The sequence below is a fragment of the Microcoleus sp. FACHB-1515 genome, from assembly GCF_014696105.1.
In the GTDB taxonomy this organism is placed as follows: Bacteria; Cyanobacteriota; Cyanobacteriia; order Elainellales; family Elainellaceae; genus JAAUTJ01.
Genome location: NZ_JACJPO010000018.1, coordinates 24,009 through 42,196, shown reverse-complemented (window position 1 = coordinate 42,196; position 18,188 = coordinate 24,009). Strand labels below are relative to the sequence as shown.

Genomic DNA, 18,188 nt, shown 5'->3' with positions numbered 1-18,188 from the left:
ATTTCTTTGCAGCGATACCGCTCGGCATCGGCTTTTGAAAATCAAAACAAAAGGAACACTTATGATCTTCGCAAAAATCTTCACGACCCGCATGGGGACATCCCCGATTTCTACCAATGGGGAGAACCGAATGCGAATCGAGTGAAACGATCGAAGCGATCGAGAAACGGCAACCAAATCTAGCTGCCGATCACGTACTTCTGCCATTCTTGATGCAGACCGCTCTTGATATGTTTGGTGACTTCAAAGTAAAGGCCGCTGTAGGGCTTGTGGGGTGGATGCCTCAGCAGCATATTGGCTTCTTTGGGGGTGCGGCTGCCTTTTTTGACGTTGCAGCGGACGCAGGCCGTCACCATATTTTCCCAGGAATCTTCGCCGCCTCTCGATCGCGGAATCACGTGGTCTAGCGTCAGTTCATCGCCTGCATAGCCACAATATTGGCAGGAGTGGCTGTCTCGGTGAAGAATGTTGCGACGAGTCAGGGGAATTTCTTTGTAGGGCACTCGGACATAGTGGCGCAGCCGAATCACAGTGGGCAGAGGCAGTTCGGAGTACACAATTTTGCCGTTGTGTTCAACCTGCTCTGCCTTTCCCTTAATTAACAGGACAACCGCACGCCGCCAGCTCGTAATATTGAGCGGTTCATAGGAGGCGTTTAGCACCAGAACCTTACCCATGCGTGGTAGAGAGAAGGGGTTTCGCCCATGCTAGCACAGGAAATTGGCTTTCGGGGGTTGCCAGATCACCGCTCATCACTATATTAAGAAGCAAGCCTTACGGCTTGGTGTGGAGCGTGTGGAGTGATGTGTGATGTTAAGTTGGGAATCGAGTTCGAGCGTCAAGGCGATGCGGCGCGATCGCGCCTGGGTGGAAATTGATTTGCAGGCGGTGGCGCACAATGTTCGGCAGATTCGATCGCTGCTTGCCCTCAAAACCGAACTGATGGCCGTTGTGAAAGCGGACGCTTACGGACACGGAGCCGTAACGATCGCTCGTACCGTCCTTCGGCACGGGGCAAGCTGGCTGGGTGTTGCCACGATCCCGGAAGGAATTGAACTGCGCGAAGCCGGAATTGACGCGCCAATTTTGCTGCTGGGCGCAACCAACACGCCGGATCAGGTGAAGGCGATCGCTCGCTGGAAGCTTCAGCCAACGATCTGCACGCCGAAACAGGTGTTGATTTTTGCGGAAACGCTGACGCAGCCAATTCCGGTTCATCTCAAGCTTGATACGGGAATGTCGCGTCTGGGTGCGCCTTGGCAGGATGCAGTCGCCTTTGCTCAGATGGCAAGTCGATCGCCCAATTTGCAGCTAGCAAGCGTCTATTCGCACCTCGCGACCGCAGATGATCCCGATCCGGCCATCATGCGACGGCAGCAGCAGCGATACGAGCGGGCGATCGCCGCTCTGCGTCAGGCGGGCATTACGCCGCCTCGCTTGCATCTGGCAAATTCTGCCGCAACCTTGAGCGATCGCCGCCTCCACTACGATCTCGTCCGTACCGGACTGGCCGTTTACGGTTTGCATCCGGCTCCGCATCTGCAAGCGATCGATCTTCAGCCTGTCATGCAGATCAAGGCACGAGTCACACAGGTGAAATCAATTTCAGCCGGAACGGGCGTCAGCTATGGACACAAGTTCGTGGCCGATCGCGAGATGACGCTGGCAACAGTGGCGATCGGCTATGCCGACGGTGTTCCGCGCAACTTATCGAATCAGATGGAAGTCTTGATACGCGGTGTGCGGGTTCCACAGGTCGGCGCGATCACGATGGATCAATTGATGCTCGATGTCAGCGCTGTGCCGAATCTGCAAGAGGGTGAAGTCGTAACGCTGATTGGACAAGATGGCCGATCGCGCATTACGGCTGACGATTGGGCAAACAAGCTGGGCACGATTTCCTGGGAAATTTTGTGCAGCTTTAAGCATCGATTGCCGCGCCTAAGCGTGAATTCGCCGATGCGCGTTAGAAGTGAAGAGTTGGGCGTGGGCGATCGGGGCAGCATCAGCAAGTAACCTCAGCGCAAATGCTGAACAGGAAAATCGCCATAGTGACGCTCCGGCACACGCTAGCTTAAATTTGTAAGGCGACCCTGGGTGAACGGTGGTGTAGGTTGGCTGTGATTTGGCATAGAAGCTGTGATTTGGGATAAAAAGTGATGATGGGTGTTTCCTCGCGATCGTCTTGGCTGCCAGTCTCGATCATGGACGGCTATATTTTGCGCGAGCTGCTGCTGCCATTTTTGTTTGGCGTCGGCGTTTTCTCATCGCTGGGCGTTTCGGTCGGAGCGCTGTTTGAATTGATTCGCCGCCTCACCGAAGCGGAGCTAACCTTTCCACTTGCCGCCCAAATCTTGCTGCTGCGCCTGCCGCAGTTTGTCGCCTATGCCTTTCCGATGTCGATGCTGCTTGCGGCTTTGATGACCTACAGCCGCTTGTCAAGCGACAGCGAACTGGTTGCGCTTAAAGGCTGCGGCATCAGCGTGGCGCGTTTAATTCTGCCTGCGGTGTTTTTGAGCCTTGTGGTCACAGGAGTCACGTTCGCGTTTAACGAGTTCATCGTGCCTGCGGCAAACTATCGCGCCACGCTGCTGTATGAACGGGCGATCGGCGAAGAAAAACCTACCTTCCGCGAGAAAAACATTTTCTACCAGGAATTTCAAACGGTGGGCGAGGGCGAAGACAAAGAGCGCGAACTCTCGCGATTGTTCTACGCCAAAGAATTTGACGGTCGCACGATGAAAGGCTTAACGATCCTCGACTTTTCGCGAGAAGGATTAAGTCAAATTGTCAGCGCCCAAGCTGCCCAGTGGAACGAACCCGACAGCACTTGGGACTTTGTGGACGGCACAATCTATGTCGTTTCCAGCGACGGCTCCTTTCGCAACATTCTCAAGTTCGATCAGCAGCAGTTGCCCTTGCCGCGCACGCCGCTTGATTTTGCCAGTGAAGACCGCAACACCGACGAAATGAACATTGTGGAAACCGCTCGCTATCGAGAACTCGTTGCCCAAAGCGGCGACGATGCCAAGGTGCGCCGCCTCAGCGTGCGGATGCAAAACAAAATGGCTTTGCCGTTTGCCTGCTTGACGTTTGGCTTGGTGGGAGGCGTGTTGGGCACAAGGCCACAGCGAGCCAATCGCGCCACCAGTTTTGCGGTCAGCGTCGTGATGATTTTCGGCTACTACCTGATGTCGGCGGTGACTATGGCGATCGCAGAAACCGGAACGATTTCTCCGTTCTTGGGCGCATGGCTGCCAAACATCTGCGGCGTTCTAGCTGGAATTCTACTGCTGATGCGGTTTTCGCGCTGAGCTAAGATCAACCCAGCTTTATCTCCAAAACTACTGATGTCGTCGCTCAAGCAGCCTCAAGGCTGGCGCTACCTCAAAGCCCGACTGCGCCTGCTCAACCGTCCGCAAGCGTTGGGGACGATCGCAGTTTTGCTGGTTTCGGGCGGGGCGCTGATGAACTACTGGCGGCGGCAGCCTGCCACTCCTCCTGCACCAATCAGCACTCCGGCGTCTACGCCTGCATCCACGCCTGCCTTGCCGCCCGCTGCGCCGCTAGCCACCTTGGGACAGCCTTCGAGTGCTTCGCAGACCGTTGGTAGCGAGCCATCTCCCACTCCAGACAGTTCGTTAGTTCGCACCGGAGCGATCGCTTCACCCAATTCCACGCCTGCATCTCAGCCTAATCTCGGTTTGGTCAGTCCGCCTGTCTTGCCGTCGCCCAATCGAGCCGGAGCCGCGCCGAGCAGCCTGATCGATCGCTTTCCATCCAGCTTGCCAAATTTGGACATCACACCTGCAAGTCCGGCCACGCTGCCTGCTGACCCGCTGCGTAGCGCGATCGCGAATCAAGCTCAAACGCGAAATGCGCCTGTTGTTGCGCCGCGATCGACAGTCCAGTCCAGTCCATTTGCCACTTCGCCGCCACCGGGAACCACAGGCTACATTTTGCCGCCCACCCTGGCACCCAGTCCAAGCGGTCTGCCCGCATCGCTACCCGGAGGGACTGGAGCAGCAAGACCGCCTGTGTCTAGCGTTGCGCCTGCTGCACCTGTTTTTCCGCTTGAACCTGGGTCGGAGCCGCAGGTGAGACCAGGGCAGCCGATCGGCAACAGTCCGGTCAATCTGCCAAATCCCTAGAGACCGCTCGATCGCTCGATCGGCGTGAAGCGCTTGATCAATTTGAGGCAGTTGCGATCGTCAATGTGGCTGTAGTATAGCCCGTCGGACAAGCGCTGCATCAGCAACAGTCCGCGCCCCCCTTCGGCGTTTGCGGGCACCTGGGGCGGCAGTTGAGCGAGAGCTTGCTGCAAATCAAATTCAGTTCCGCGATCCCAAATTTGCAGTTCGATCGCATCGACAAATCGCACCGCCTGAATTTCGATCGGGGTTGTGGGCGGCAGCGACTTGTGAGCATGGCGAGCGGCGTTGGTGAAGCCTTCTGCAAGTGCTAATTGGCACTGAAACCAGGTTGCCTGCGGAATTGAGCGATCATAGAACTGGTCGAACCAGGAAAGCACGATCGACAGCTCGTCAAGGTTAGAGGTGATTTGCAGCCGAGCCGTTTGCAAAGATTTCAAGAACACAAGTCCTTTTTACGATTTCACAACGTCTGACACCTTACCGCAGCCTGAATTTCTCACTTAGTATTGTACCGATGTGATCGATCGCGTTTCTTCCGCACATGCCACATATTCTTGTAATTGATGATGACCCAATTGCCCGCATGGTGCTGGAACGCGCCCTTGCCAGCCAAGGGTATGAAGTGTCGATCGCAGACAGCGGCCAAGCTGGACTGGAGCAAGCGCGTCGCTGCAAGCCCGCCTTGATCGTGTGCGACTGGGTGATGCCGGGAATGAGCGGCCTGGAAGTTTGCCGACAGGTGAAAGCCGATCCCAGCTTGGCAACCACGTTCTTCATTATGCTGACGGCGCGTGGCTCGGTCGAAGACCGAATTGAAGGCTTGGACACGGGCGCAGACGATTTTCTCGCTCGTCCGATCGAAATTAGCGAACTGCAAGCCAGAGTTCGATCGGGACTGCGGCTGCACCAGCTAACGCAAGACCTCGATCGCCAAAAGCAACTGCTCGAAGCTGAATTTGCCGAAGCTGCAATCTACGTGCGATCGCTGCTGCCCAATCCCTTGCGCGATGGCGTTGCGATCGATACTCGATTCTTGCCGTCTCAGCGCTTGGGCGGCGACTGCTTTGACTACTTTTGGCTTGACCCGGACTATCTAGCGGTTTACCTGCTGGATGTGTCAGGGCACGGACTGGGAGCTGCTCTGCTTTCAGTGACGGTGCTGAATTTGCTGCGATCGCAAGGTCTGCCAGACGTGAATTTTTATCAGCCGCATGACGTGCTGCGAGCGCTGAACGAAACTTTTCCGATGCACTGCCAAAACGATAAATACTTCACAATCTGGTATGGCGTCTACAATCGCGTTCAGCGTCAGCTCACCTATGCCAGTGCCGGACATCCGCCTGCAATTTTGGTGAATCGCTCGGCGCGATCGGCAGTGCAGTTGCGGACGCCCGCCTTACCGATCGGCATGATCCCAGACGCTCAATTTTCCAGCGATCGCTGCACTGTGCCGCCCAACAGTTCGCTGTATATCTTCAGCGATGGCGTGTATGAAGTCACAACCAGCACAGGCTGGGGCTTAGAACCTTTCGTCGATCTGCTGACCCAGCAGCCAGAGACAGCAGATCTCGACGATTTACTGCGGCAGATTCAGCGGCTCAATCAGGTTGACACCTTTGCAGACGATCTCTCGATCTTGCACATCGTGTTCGATCCGATTTCGGCACATCAAGCTCCGATCGCTGCAACAAACGCCGCACGATCGGGAAACAGTTCAAACACCTGATCGACGCTGGTCAGTTCAAACAGCATTTTCACCTGCTGATTGAGCGAACATAAGTACAGTTGACCGCCAGATGCCCGCACCGTTTTGAGCGCAGCGACGATCGCACCGAGTCCAGAACTGTCCATGAAGTTGACTTCTTTCAGGTCAAGCAAAATTACTTTATCCGTCACAAGGCGGTCTTCGATCGCTTGGCGAAAGCTGCCTGCTTGCGATCCATCGAACACTCCGCTGGGCTGAACGACTGCAAACTGCACGGTGGCCTCTGTTGATTGCGACATGAAATCCCCTATTGATTGTGGGTGTATCAATTGACCAAAACTACTCTAAGCGACAGCAACCGCAAACGTCAGCGGCGAGCGTGCGATCGATCGCGTTCAAACACAAACAGGACAATTTATTTTTAAGTTTAGGCAAATTGGTTTTGAATTTCTAATCGATCGGCGGCGAATCAAATGAAAGTTCTACTTTGTGATGGGTGATACCGCAAGGCGATCGAGTGGCTGTGATTAAGTGAAGGAGCAGATTCTAAATCGTCCAGATTAAGATCAGCAGGTGGCGGTGAAATTCCTATCAAGAAGTCGTGATTTTGTCAGAATGCTCTAGTGCAGATCAATCGCTTCTCGATAGAATTATCCAGACTGGATGCATGGCCGTCTCGATTGGCGAGATGGTTTCAAGTGACACGCGACTGCCGAATCACCCCTTTCGTATGAAGCGCTATGGCTAGCGGACTTTCTTCTTTTACCAGAAAACGCAACGACAGCGCCTCGCTGGTGCATCGATCGCAGCGCAACGCGCTGTTAGGCCGCTCAATTTTTCTGATGCTGCTGGTGACGCTAGCGATGGGCAGCTTTGCCTACCGACTGGTGCAGTTGCAGATCGTGCATGGTGTGGAAAATCGCCAGTTGGCCGAAGCCAACCGCGTCCGCCTGCTGCCGATTCCGTCCGATCGCGGCGAAATTACCGATCGCGACGGCAAACGCTTGGCGGCCAATCGCCTGACGCGATCGGTCTACCTTTGGCCGCGCCAGCAAAATCGCGCCCAGTGGCAAACCACAGCGGAAAAGCTCAGCCCGCTGCTGAACGTGCCTGCTGCTGAAATCATTGCCAAGCTGGAAAAGGCTGGATACGGCTCGCCCCTGCCCGTGCGAATCAGCCAGCAGCTCAGCCCGACCGCCTTTGTTGCCCTGGCCGAGCAGTCCGAGCAGTTTGCAGGCGTAGAAGTGATGGCCGAGTCGAGCCGCTACTATCCCAACGGCAGTCTGGGAGCGCATGTGCTCGGCTACATTGGCGAAGCGACAGCGGACGACATCCAGGAAAATCCGCACTATCCCAACGGCATCATCGTCGGGCAGATGGGGATCGAGCGCTTGGCGAATCGATCGCTGCTGGGGACCTGGGGCAATCGCCGCGTTGAAGTCAACGCTAGAGGCCAAGAACTCCGCTGGCTGGGAACACAGCCCGCCATCAGCGGTGAATCGCTGCGGATGACGCTGGATCTGGACTTGCAGCAGACCGCAGAGCGGGCACTGGGGCAGCGACGCGGAGCCGTTGTCGTCTTGAATGTGAAAACAGGTGAAGTGCTGGCGATGGCAAGCGGTCCGAGCTTTGATCCCAACCTGTTTACGCGCCGGATCACCGAAGCTGAATGGCAGCGGCTTCAAGACCCCACCGGTCCGCTGCTCAATCGCGCTCTGCAAGGCTATCCGCCCGGCAGCACGTTCAAAATTGTCACGTCTGCGGCGGCGATGCAGTCCGGCGACTATTCACCCAGTTCTCGCGTCGGCACAGCAGCCTGCATCAACGTTGGCGGCACGAATTTCTGTGAACACGGCAGTTCGGGCTACGGAGCGATCGGGTTTCAAAAAGCGCTCACCGTCAGCAGCAACACGTTTTTCTACCGCGTCGGCATGACCACAGGTCCCGAAGAAATTGCCAAGTGGGGACAGGCGCTCGGCCTCGGCACATCTAGCGACATGGGCTTAGAAGGCGCGACCCACAGCTACATTCCGGTTCCCGAAGAAAAAGAAGAACTGTTTGGCGAACCTTGGTACACGGGCGATACGGTCAGCATGTCGATCGGGCAAGGCTTGGTGCAGGCGACGCCGCTGGAATTGGCCGTGATGACCGCGACGATCGCCAACGGTGGCAAGCGCGTTGTGCCTCACCTGCTGATGTCAGAAACCAACACGCCCGAAACGGCTCCTAAGCCAACGGGAATTCGCGCTGACATCATCGAAACGATTCAGGCAGGTCTGCGTGATGTGGTTCGCTCAGGTACGGCTCGCAGCCTCAACGACGGCAGCATTCCGCTGACCGCAGGCAAAACCGGAACCGCCGAAGTCACGGGCAAATCGAACTCGATGTATGTCGGCTACGGCCCCTACGAAAATCCGGAAATTGCGATCGCCGTCGTCGTTGAAAATGGCGGATACGGAGCCGTTGCCGCCGTGCCGATCGCCCACGAAGTCTACAAAACCTACTTCGGTCGGCCTTCTGCCCCCCAGCGGCCATGAAACACTGGAAACGCTGGCTAGTCGTTTTGCTGAGCATGGTGACGATCGCCTGTGGCCCTGCTCCTTCCCTCACTTCTCCCTCCGTCGAGTCAACAACGCCAGTGGAAATTCCTGCCGCCCCGATCGATTCGATCACCACCTACCTCAGCGAGCAAACGCAAATTCCAAGCGCAGAGTTGCGCGTCGATCGCGTGGAGGCGGTGAACTGGCCGGATTCCTGTTTGGGCTTAGCGCAGCCCACCGAAATGTGCGCTCAGGCGATCACGCCGGGATTTCAAGTTGAACTGAGCGCCCGCAATCAGCGCTTTGTGGTACGCAGCGATCGCACGGGTCGCTCGATTCGCCTAGAACCCTAGCTGCGACTTGACCTGCTGCGGCACGGCCAGCACTCCGCCGAGGTGCGCCCGCCACTTGTTGCCCGATCGCAGTGCTCGACCCCAAGGATACACATGCCAAAACTGATTGACTGAGCAGGTCATGCCGTCGCCCAGCGACGTAACCTCGTGCCACCAGCCAACCGGTAGAAAAATCAGGTCGCCCGCCTTGAGCACCACCTCTTGAGCATGAGCCAAGGCGATTTTAAGGTTCGGAAACGATTCAAAATCCGGCTTATTGGGATAGGTTTGGCTAAACCACGATCGCAGCTTGGTTCCATGTCGCAAATGGACGGCGATCGGAAACGGGTAGAGATTGGCAATTTGGTCGGGCGGAAACAGCAGCAGTTTCTTTTCGCCAAAAAGCTGCATCAGCGTTCCATCAGTTGGGTCATAGTGCAGCGCTTCCACATGCCCACCGGGACCGACCCACAAATTCAGATTCGTCGCGGCAAAGCGCAAGCCCAAGCGATCGCGCAAGGCTCGAAAGCTGGTGCGCTTGCCCAAGGCGGTCGTTTTCAGCGGACATTTTGCCAGATACATATCTTTTTCTGCTGCTTCGCCGCTGCGGAGCGTCTGTGCATATTCGGTAAAGGTCATTTGACGTGGCTTGGTGCCGCTGCCGATGTCTGTCCATTGGCGTTTGTCTTGGCTGTAGCGATCGCGTCCGTAGCAGCGCACCGAGAAAGTTTGCTCGCCAAGCTGGTCGGTCAAGAAATCTAGATCCCAGTCGGGTTCATCAAGCAGTCCGGTGATGATGACGGGAATTCCGGGACGCTGATACGCTTCAAAAAATCGATCAGCCGTCAGCGAACTTGCGGAAACGCGATCGATTCCAGCCACGCCAGCCGGATTCAATTTGAGATCAAACGACACAGCTCCTCCAAAATGCAGTTTCAAAAAATTGATTCTAGCAAGGCTTTAGAACACGCCTTGCCGTCCTCGTAGCAGCAATCGAAACTGGTCGGTGTCGCGAATCTCGTCAAAGCTCGTATCGGTTTGCGCCATGACGCGATAGAGATTTGGACTGAGAACGATCGCCTGATGCAGATTTTTCAGCGCATTTTCCACATCGCCATGCACGGCATAAGCGCAGGCTTTGCCATACCAAGCTCCCGGATTGTCTTCGCGGTAGCCCAAGGCACGATCGAAACTGGCGATCGATTCTTCCAAGCGATCGAGCTTGCTGAGTACAATGCCACGATAGTTCCAGGCGTAATCACAGCTTGGCTTGATTGCGACTGCCGTATCCAGGCTGGTGAGTGCCTCTTCATAGCGCCGCAGGGCAGCGAGGGCAAGTGCCCGATTGTACCAAGCGCGGTAGTTGTCCGGCTTGAGTTCCACGGTGCGATCGAAGCTGGCGATCGCTTCTTTATGGCGATACAGGGCAGACTGGGCGTTGCCCTGGTTGTACCAAGCTTTGTAATCACCAGGGTCATACTTGACCGCCTGTGCAAAGCTCGACAGCGCCTCTTCATAGCGGCTTTGTTTGGCGAGCGCAATGCCTTTGCCATGCCACGCGATCGCATACCGCTTGTGAGCGCGGATGGCTTGCTCAAAGCTGGCGATCGCTTCGTCATACGCTTTCAAAGCGATCAGCGAATAGCCGCGATGACTCCACACTTCATAATTGTCCGGCTGCAAACTCAGCAGCTTATCAAATCGATTCACTGCACCCTCGTAGCGTCCGGCTCCGTACAGCGCATTTCCTTGTTGAAACCAGGTTTGAGCGTTTTGCTGGCTCATGGCTGAGTCCAAAATAAGAGTTGGTTGAAGGGAAACCATGCATCGATCGCCCGCTCACGGCTGTCTAGTCGATCGATGATGAACGATTATTTTTTGCTTAATCGAACCGACGATCGAACTTCTTTGCAGCTTAAAAAACAGTGTAAGCCGAATCGATCGGTTCGTCCGTAAGATAAGGTGGCAAAGGGAAATGAGGGGAACAAGATGGGTGAAACCAGCGCCAGCCGCACGGAACGCGATTCGATGGGAGAACGCCAGATTCCAGCCGATGCCTATTATGGCATTCAAACTCTGCGGGCGATCGAAAACTTCACGGTCAGCGGCATTCGGCCATTGGCGACGTTTGTGGATGCCTGCGTTTTGATCAAAAAGGCAACGGCGATCGCCAACGGTGAACTCGGCTGCATTCCGACTGAAATCAGCGAGGCGATCGTGCAGGCGGCTGACGAAATTTTGCAGGGGAAATTGCGCGATCAGTTCGTGGTGGATATCTATCAGGCCGGAGCCGGAACCTCGCACCACATGAACGTGAATGAAGTGCTGGCAAATCGCGCCTTGGAACTGATCGGAGACCACAAAGGCAACTACGCCCGCATCAATCCCAACGATCACGTCAACTACGGCCAATCCACCAACGACGTGATCCCGACCGCGATTCGGATTGGCGGACTGCTGGCCTTGGCGCATTCGCTGTATCCGCCGCTGAAGAACGCGATCGATCTGCTCGAAGCCAAAGGCGCAGAATTTCGAGATGTGGTGCGATCGGGCAGAACCCATTTACAGGATGCCGTTCCCGTGCGAATGGGCGAAACCTTCCGAGCTTGGGCGCAGATTTTGCGCGACCATCTCGATCGCATCCAGTTTGCTGCCAAAGATTTGACGCGCTTGGGATTGGGCGGCAGTGCAGCAGGGACAGGGCTGAACACGCATCCACAATATTGCGATCGCGTCGCCGCCATTTTATCCGACCTGATTGGCGAACCGCTTCAGCCTGCGCCGCACCTGATGGCCGCAATGCAAAGCATGGCTCCGTTTGTGCAGGTTTCCGGGTCTTTGCGGAATTTGGCGCAGGATTTGGTGAAGATTTCACATGACTTACGCCTGCTCGATTCTGGTCCCAAAACCGGATTCAAAGAAATTCAGCTTCCGCCCGTGCAGCCCGGATCGTCAATCATGCCCGGAAAATACAATCCCGTGATTGCCGAAATGACTTCAATGGTCTGCTTTCAGGTGATCGGCTACGACACGGCGATCGCCTTTGCTGCCCAAGCCGGACAGCTTGAACTCAACGTGATGATGCCGCTGATTGCCTATGATTTGATTCACAGCATCGAAATTTTGGGCAACACGATCGCCACCTTGAGCGATCGCTGTCTGCGCGATATCACGGTGAAAGTCGATCGCTGCCGCGATTATGCCGAAGGTTCGCTCGCCCTCGTCACCGCGCTGAATCCGCACATTGGCTATCTCAACGCCGCCGCCGTTGCCAAAGAATCACTCGAAACCGGAAAATCTTTGCGGCAAATTGTGTTGGAAAAAAACTTAATGAGCGAGGCAGATTTGGCGATCGTGCTGGATCTGGAAACGATGAGCAAAATGCCCGATCGCTAATTCGTTGACAAGTCAATTCCGGGTAGATTAGGAGTGAATTTCATCTCACAGGAGCTTTTATGTATCAAGCAGGCGTCCCCACACAAATCACGTTTCACTATATGAACGGCCAAAGTGAATCGTTTAATTTGAACACCCCGATCGAAAGCGACGGCACGGATAGTACGCTGCAACTGGAAGTGCGTCACATCCTCAAAAAAGACTGGTGGATTTTGAATTTGGCCGAACAAACCATTTTTGTGAACATCGACAACGTGATCAAAATTGAAGTGAAGCCTTCGATCGCCAATCTGCGCGGTGAAGATGTGTTCACCAATGCCGAACGAGTCACCGCCATGACGCGATCGCGCTAGCGTTCCGGGAACCGTATCGCGATAGCTTGGAAAATTGTGTGAAAGCAGCGATCGATCGGGTTGGAGATCGATCGCTTTTTTCAGGAACTTTACTGCTGCCAAACAAACACTTTCGCTTCGTATTCCGGCAGGTCGATCATCAAGCTGCTACCTTGCGCTTCGACATCATAATTGCCCGTCCATTCGTGCCATACGCCATCAGCAGGAAAGTTGGGAATCGTGTAGCCTGCTAGATATTGATCGGAGAAGTTTGCCACCACAACGACTCTTGAACCTTCATCATTCCAGCGCGTGTAGGCAATCACCTTGGCGTCTGGATTTTCGTGAAAGAATTCAACATTTTCAGTGTAGAGCGCGTGGTTTGATTTACGCAGATTGATCAGACCTTTGTAGTAGTCATGCAGATTTTGATTCAGGTCGTTCTTGAGCAGAGTCCAATCGATTTTTGACTGCTCGATCGTCTTGTGTTTGTATTCGCCAAACTCCTCACCCATCCAAATTAGCGGCACACCCATCGCTGTCATCAAAATTGCTACACCCAGGCGAATCCGCTTGAAAGCCGCTTCATCCAAAATGCCGCGATCGCCCAGTTCTGCTAACACGCGATCGTGGTCGTGATTGGTGAGATAGTTGACGATGTTGGTTGTGCCCATGAAGCCTTGCCGCTTGGCATCGATCGCATCTTTGAGCCGCTCTAAATCAAACGTATCGCCGCAAATATGTTCCAGAATGCAGTGATAAAAACTGTCGTGCCAGCAGCCATCCATTGGCCCATCAACATTCGTAATGCTGGTCGTTTCAGGAATATGTTCGGCCACATTGTAGAACGGCTTCATGCTCGCAGCATTCTTGGCTTCATTCACAATCCAGTGCATGAAATCATAGTTGGCAATTTGCCGAGCCGCATCGTAGCGAATGCCATCAATGTGATACTCATTAATCCAAAATCGCACCGTGTCGCCAATGAAATTCCAGGCCGGATTAATGTTTAGATTCTCATCATGAAGCTCATAGTTGAATTCTGGTCCCCAGTTATTATCTGGGTCGCGGGGCGAGTGGTGATACCAATAGTCGTGATCGATTTGGGTCAGTGGACTTTCAGCTTCCGAGTGATTAAAAATCCCGTCCATAATCACGCGAATGCCGCGAGCATGGCATTCATCAATCAAATTTTTGAGGCGATCGGTTGAACCGTAACTTGATTCGGTTGCAAAGAAATAGCGCGGGTTGTAGCCCCAACTGTAATCACCCGGATACTCCTTCACGGGCATCAGTTCGATCGCATTCACGCCCAAATCCGCCAGATAATCTAACTTTTCAACCACATGCTCATAGCGACCCCGCGCTAGCGGATCATCTTCACCGCCAGAAAAGTCACCAACATGCATTTCATAGATCACAAGTTCGCGATCGGCAGGCAGCGGTTTATCATCATGCTGCCAAACGTAGGTATCAACAATTCGCTGTCCATCTTTAATGTGGGCAAGGCCGTTCTGTGTTGGGTTGTCAATATCCGTTGCGTAGGGATCGACAACTTCAACCCATTGATCCGGCTCAAAAAACCAGCTTTTCGACTGCACCCGAAACTTGTATTGATAGGTGCCATCTTCGAGGTCAACCTTGACGCGGAAATATCCGTCTTTGCCTTTCTCCATCGGGGTATCTTTCCAATCGGAGAACGATCCAATTAGGGAAGCTGCCTTGTTGTAGGGAGCAAATAGATTAAACTCGATGGAGCTTGTCATTATGTTTCTCTAAACTTTGGAATGGTTCGATTTTCCGGGGTTCCAGTCGATCGAAGCATCATTCTGTAGAGATAAATACGCTTTCAGAAGCGAATTATTTCTGTCTAAAGATAGAGAAAATTGCGATCGATCCCCTTCAACCATTCAACTGCTGATAGCTTAGCAGCCAGTTTACTGCTGTCGCCCGTCGCGTTTTTCGCGGCACAAGTTCATCAACTTTGTAGCCTTGAAAGCCTAGCTTTTCTTTTAATAGCTGCTTGTTTTCTTTGGGGATCGATCGCGTCAACTTCACCGTCGCCGGACGACTTTCGATAAAGTTCGGCGGCTCTGGGTAATCCGATCGCCACTCCGAATCCACCAAGCTCAAATCCCATTTTTGGGCAGCTTCGTCATAGCGATAGCCCAAATAATGCCAGAGCAATCGATTAACGGTGTCGTCGTCGATTTCATCCTTTAAGATTGCCCAATAGGTCACTTCTGTTAGCGGCGGCAGGTCCATTACTCATATACTCCAACGGCTCCACTGCGGCGGCGATCGCCCGCACCCGACAGTTCTCCAGACTCGGATTCATACACGGCATGAACGCCGCCAAAGAACATATCAAGCTGATTCCAGCGTACCAGTTCGCCTGCAAACGGCAAATCAAAATTCAGTCGCGTTAAGTCGGGTTCCAGGTTTAACTCGCCATTTTCCCAGTGAATGCGGGGACTATTCACGGCAGCATCGACGGGCATTTTGAAGTCGATAATATTAGAAATGACCTGCAAAACTGCGCTGCGAATGCGACTGGAACCGCTCGATCCCAACACGATTTCTGGCTGCATATCTCGCAGCAGCATTGTCGGAGCCATTGCTGACGAAACGCGCACATCCGTTTGCCACTGATGAAAGCCTTGTGGATGCAAATCGGCTTCACCTAGCATATTGTTGAGCATGATTCCCGTGCCCGGAACGACATAAGAACAGCCTTCACCGTTGGAACTGGTAACGCTGGCGGCGTTGCCTTCAGAGTCGATCGCGCTCAGATGCGTTGTACTTCCCAACTTGTTCACTAAAGATGGTCGAAGCTGAACCGCATAGTGGTTCAATAAATCATTTGAAAGAAATTTCTCAACAACATCAGGCTGGTAAAGATTCGCGTCATAGCCTTCACGTCTTGCCAAATTGGTTAACTCTATCACCTGCGTTAAAGTGTACAAATGTGCGGGCGTACCAAACTGAAATTTTGATAGATTGATCTGCTCTAGTAAGCCCAATGCAAAGGCGATGAGCGCGCCACCAGAACTCGGAGGTGGATTCGTTAATAAAGTATTACCGCGATAGCTGGCGATCAAAGGTTGTCGCTCAATGACTTGATAGTTTTTCAGGTCTTCTAACGTTAGATAGCCGCCGTTTTCCGCGCAGTCTTTGACAATTTTCTGGGCAATTTCGCCTTCATAAAACGCACGTGCGCCTTCTTGAGAAAGTAGGGTTAGAGCGTCAGCCATATCGGGCATGGCGATCGCCTCTCCCGCCTTCAACAGCGTTCCATTCGGTGCGTAAATCTGTCGCGATTCCGCTGTTGCCATCAAGATTGGTTCTAAAATCTTGAGACAGTGTGCTTGGAAAGGAGCCAGTTCGATCGATTGTCGAGCGTAATCGATCGCAGGTTCACATACGACCTGAAACGGCAGTCTCCCTAATCTTTGATGAACGTAATATAAGCCGCCGAATGTGCCGGGAACACCAACTGATCCCAAGCCAATAAAAAACTCTTGTGTGACTGAGCCAAAATTGACATAGGCCGGATAGAATTCAAGCTCTTTTGGGTCTTTTTTGTGTTTTGGCGTTTGGGTGAAAAAGTCGAACAGAATGTTTTGGTTGTCGCTGGTGTGAGCGAGCATAAAGCCGCCACCGCCAAGCGATGTGAGTGTTGGTTCAACCACGCAAGAAGCAAGGACGGCAGCAACAACTGCATCAAAAACATTGCCGCCCAAGCGAAACATTTCGACTCCGGCTTCGACCGTTTTGGGGTGTCCAGCGGCGATCGCTCCCTTCGTTCCCATTATTCGACCACTGAGAGGCGGTGCACTTGGCGATCGCGAATGTCGTCAAGCTGCGTTTTGGGAATCGCCCGAATGAGTTGTTTGGTGTAGTCGCGAGTTGGATTGGAATAGATCACATCCGACTGGCCGATTTCTTCGATTTTGCCTTTGTTCATCACCATGATGCGATCGCTGACAAATTTCACAACACTCAAATCATGGGAAATAAACATGTAGGTGAGGCCAAATTCATGCTGCAAATCTTTCAGCAAATTTAACACCTGAGCCTGCACAGAAACGTCGAGTGCAGAAACAGATTCATCGCAAATGATAAAGCGTGGCTGTAATACTAAAGTACGAGCGATGCTGATGCGTTGACGTTGACCACCGGAGAATTCGTGCGGACGGCGATTCATCGCACTGGCAGGCAGACCAACGCGATCGAGCAGTCCGACCGCACGGCGATGGCGTTCCTGATTGGATGCGCCAATGTTGTGAATCTGCATCGGTTCAATCAGGGCAGATCCGATCGTTTGGCGCGGATCCATTGAACTGTAGGGATTTTGAAAGACGATTTGCATTTCGCGGCGCAGATGGCGCAGTTGCGAAGCATTTAGTCCTAAAACTTCTTTGCCGTCAAAAAAGATTTGGCCGGATGTGGGTTCAATCAGGCGGAGCAGAGCGCGGCTGAGCGTTGATTTACCGCAACCGGATTCGCCCACGAGTCCTAAAGTTTCGCCGGGAAAAATGTCGAAGCTGACATCATCAACGGCGCGAAATTCGCTTTTGCGGCCAAATAATCCGGTTCGGACAGGAAAACTTTTGATCAGATTACGAACTGCTAAAAGTGGCTGTTGGTGCGTCAATTCCTCGAAGCGCTGATAGCGTTCATTCGAGCTAATTTCTTCCCAGCGGGCATCATCTTGAACTTCAAGCGGCTTAGCGATGATTTCCTGTTCGCCTGCGGAATTTGTATTAATTTGCATGAAATCCGAAACAGTCGGTAGTCGCTTGAGAGTGCGATCGGGACGCGGACGACAGCTTAATAAACCTTTCGTGTAAGGATGTTTGGGCGCAGAAAATAATTCGTAGGCTCTGGCGGTTTCGACTGCTTTGCCGCGAAACATGACGACGACGCGATCGGCAATTTCCGCTACCACGCCCATGTCGTGCGTGATGAATAAAATCGCCATGTCGCGGCGATCGCGAATCTCCTTCAACAACTGCAAAATCGTCGCTTGAATCGTTACGTCCAGCGCCGTTGTCGGTTCGTCGGCAATCAAAACGGCAGGATTTCCTGATAGCGCCATTGCGATCATGACGCGCTGAATTTGGCCGCCCGAAAGCTGATGGGGATAGCGATCGAGCATTTCTTTGGGTGTGGGCAATTTCACTTCTTGAAACAGCGAAAGTGCTTCTTGTGCCGCTTGTTCGCGCGACATTTCTCGATGCAGCAAAATCGCTTCAATCACCTGATCGCCGCAGGTTAAAACGGGATTCAAAGAACTCATTGGTTCCTGAAAAATCATCGAGAGTTTGCCACCGCGATATCGGCGTCGATCGTCTGGTGAAAGCTTTAGTAAATCAACCTGTCTGCCATCTGGATTTTGATACCAAATTTCGCCGCTCACTCTGGCAGATTTTGGTAGCAGTCCCATCGCGGCCAGCGACGTAACTGATTTTCCTGACCCCGATTCGCCAACCACGCTGACGGTTTCTCCGGGCAGCAGGCTAAACGAAACGTTTTGCACCGCCTGCACTAATCCGGACTCACTGGGAAACTCAACCGACAAATTGCGAATATCAAGAATCGGGGTTTTCATCGCAGTAGGAGAAATAATCTTTATAGTATGCAGCGCGATCGCCCCAAGAAACTGTTACCAAAGCTGTAAATGTGTGCGATCGTACATGAATCTTTACGCTTAACATTTCTTGAGC

17 protein-coding genes are annotated in these 18,188 nt (G+C 53.3%); 8 read left to right on the top strand and 9 right to left on the bottom strand.

What is annotated here, in order from left to right:
* Positions 1-179: 179 nt before the first annotated feature.
* Positions 180-677 carry an HNH endonuclease gene (locus H6F67_RS04715; RefSeq protein ID WP_190763836.1) on the bottom strand — a complete coding sequence of 166 codons (498 nt, stop codon included), beginning with the start codon at positions 675-677 and terminating at the stop codon, positions 180-182.
* Positions 678-810: 133 nt separating this feature from the next.
* Here H6F67_RS04715 and alr point away from each other — a divergent pair, with 133 nt between their 5' ends.
* The 3 genes from alr (at position 811) to H6F67_RS04700 (ending at position 4,151) form a co-directional block, all read left to right on the top strand.
* Positions 811-2,016: an alanine racemase gene (gene alr / locus H6F67_RS04710; RefSeq protein ID WP_190764007.1), complete on the top strand. Its 1,206-nt coding sequence runs from the start codon at positions 811-813 to the stop codon at positions 2,014-2,016.
* A 143-nt stretch (positions 2,017-2,159) separates the two neighbouring features.
* Positions 2,160-3,314 carry an LptF/LptG family permease gene (locus tag H6F67_RS04705; protein WP_313926761.1) on the top strand — a complete coding sequence of 385 codons (1,155 nt, stop codon included), beginning with the start codon at positions 2,160-2,162 and terminating at the stop codon, positions 3,312-3,314.
* A 36-nt stretch (positions 3,315-3,350) separates the two neighbouring features.
* Positions 3,351-4,151 (top strand): hypothetical protein, encoded by an 801-nt coding sequence (locus H6F67_RS04700; protein ID WP_190763833.1) that lies wholly within the window; start codon positions 3,351-3,353, stop codon positions 4,149-4,151.
* Here the strand turns inward: H6F67_RS04700 and H6F67_RS04695 are convergent.
* Positions 4,148-4,591 (bottom strand): ATP-binding protein, encoded by a 444-nt coding sequence (locus H6F67_RS04695; RefSeq protein WP_190763830.1) that lies wholly within the window; start codon positions 4,589-4,591, stop codon positions 4,148-4,150. The two genes, H6F67_RS04700 and H6F67_RS04695, sit on opposite strands and share 4 nt — an antisense overlap.
* A gap of 104 nt (positions 4,592-4,695) precedes the next feature.
* Between H6F67_RS04695 and H6F67_RS04690 the strand changes: the two genes are divergently transcribed.
* Positions 4,696-5,880 carry a PP2C family protein-serine/threonine phosphatase gene (locus H6F67_RS04690; RefSeq protein WP_190763828.1) on the top strand — a complete coding sequence of 395 codons (1,185 nt, stop codon included), beginning with the start codon at positions 4,696-4,698 and terminating at the stop codon, positions 5,878-5,880.
* Here H6F67_RS04690 and H6F67_RS04685 read toward each other — a convergent pair.
* Positions 5,823-6,158 carry an STAS domain-containing protein gene (locus tag H6F67_RS04685; RefSeq protein ID WP_190763826.1) on the bottom strand — a complete coding sequence of 112 codons (336 nt, stop codon included), beginning with the start codon at positions 6,156-6,158 and terminating at the stop codon, positions 5,823-5,825. The genes H6F67_RS04690 and H6F67_RS04685 overlap by 58 nt on opposite strands.
* Positions 6,159-6,599: 441 nt before the next feature.
* Here H6F67_RS04685 and mrdA point away from each other — a divergent pair, with 441 nt between their 5' ends.
* Positions 6,600-8,396: a penicillin-binding protein 2 gene (gene mrdA, locus H6F67_RS04680; RefSeq protein WP_190763825.1), complete on the top strand. Its 1,797-nt coding sequence runs from the start codon at positions 6,600-6,602 to the stop codon at positions 8,394-8,396.
* Positions 8,393-8,752, top strand: coding sequence for a hypothetical protein (locus H6F67_RS04675; protein WP_190763823.1), 360 nt, complete (start codon positions 8,393-8,395; stop codon positions 8,750-8,752). Before mrdA ends, H6F67_RS04675 begins: the two co-directional genes overlap by 4 nt.
* Here the strand turns inward: H6F67_RS04675 and H6F67_RS04670 are convergent.
* Both H6F67_RS04670 and H6F67_RS04665 read right to left on the bottom strand, forming a co-directional pair.
* Positions 8,741-9,646, bottom strand: a complete 906-nt coding sequence (locus H6F67_RS04670; RefSeq protein WP_190763821.1) for a cupin-like domain-containing protein — start codon at positions 9,644-9,646, stop codon at positions 8,741-8,743. The two genes, H6F67_RS04675 and H6F67_RS04670, sit on opposite strands and share 12 nt — an antisense overlap.
* Positions 9,647-9,691: 45 nt before the next feature.
* The gene (locus H6F67_RS04665; protein WP_190763819.1) at positions 9,692-10,516 is read right to left on the bottom strand and encodes a tetratricopeptide repeat protein; all 825 of its coding nucleotides are present in this window, start codon (positions 10,514-10,516) and stop codon (positions 9,692-9,694) included.
* A 204-nt stretch (positions 10,517-10,720) separates the two neighbouring features.
* Between H6F67_RS04665 and H6F67_RS04660 the strand changes: the two genes are divergently transcribed.
* Complete coding sequence (locus H6F67_RS04660) at positions 10,721-12,127, top strand: aspartate ammonia-lyase (protein ID WP_190763817.1); 1,407 nt, start codon at positions 10,721-10,723, stop codon at positions 12,125-12,127.
* A 59-nt stretch (positions 12,128-12,186) separates the two neighbouring features.
* Positions 12,187-12,480, top strand: a complete 294-nt coding sequence (locus H6F67_RS04655; protein WP_190763815.1) for a hypothetical protein — start codon at positions 12,187-12,189, stop codon at positions 12,478-12,480.
* An 89-nt stretch (positions 12,481-12,569) separates the two neighbouring features.
* On the opposite strand, the gene H6F67_RS04650 is transcribed toward H6F67_RS04655, so the two are convergent.
* The 4 genes from H6F67_RS04650 to H6F67_RS04635 all read right to left on the bottom strand — a co-directional run bounded on the left by H6F67_RS04650 (position 12,570) and on the right by H6F67_RS04635 (position 18,073).
* Positions 12,570-14,225, bottom strand: a complete 1,656-nt coding sequence (locus H6F67_RS04650) for an alpha-amylase family glycosyl hydrolase (RefSeq protein WP_190763812.1) — start codon at positions 14,223-14,225, stop codon at positions 12,570-12,572.
* Between the two features lie 136 nt (positions 14,226-14,361).
* Positions 14,362-14,724, bottom strand: coding sequence for a DUF1823 family protein (locus tag H6F67_RS04645; protein WP_190763810.1), 363 nt, complete (start codon positions 14,722-14,724; stop codon positions 14,362-14,364).
* Entirely contained in the window at positions 14,724-16,271 is a 1,548-nt protein-coding gene (ggt, locus tag H6F67_RS04640) for a gamma-glutamyltransferase (protein WP_190763808.1), read from the bottom strand. Before ggt ends, H6F67_RS04645 begins: the two co-directional genes overlap by 1 nt.
* A complete protein-coding gene (locus H6F67_RS04635; protein ID WP_190763806.1) occupies positions 16,271-18,073 on the bottom strand; it encodes an ABC transporter ATP-binding protein in 1,803 nt (600 codons plus the stop codon). The genes ggt and H6F67_RS04635 overlap by 1 nt, the downstream gene beginning before the upstream one ends.
* Positions 18,074-18,188 lie beyond the last annotated feature (115 nt).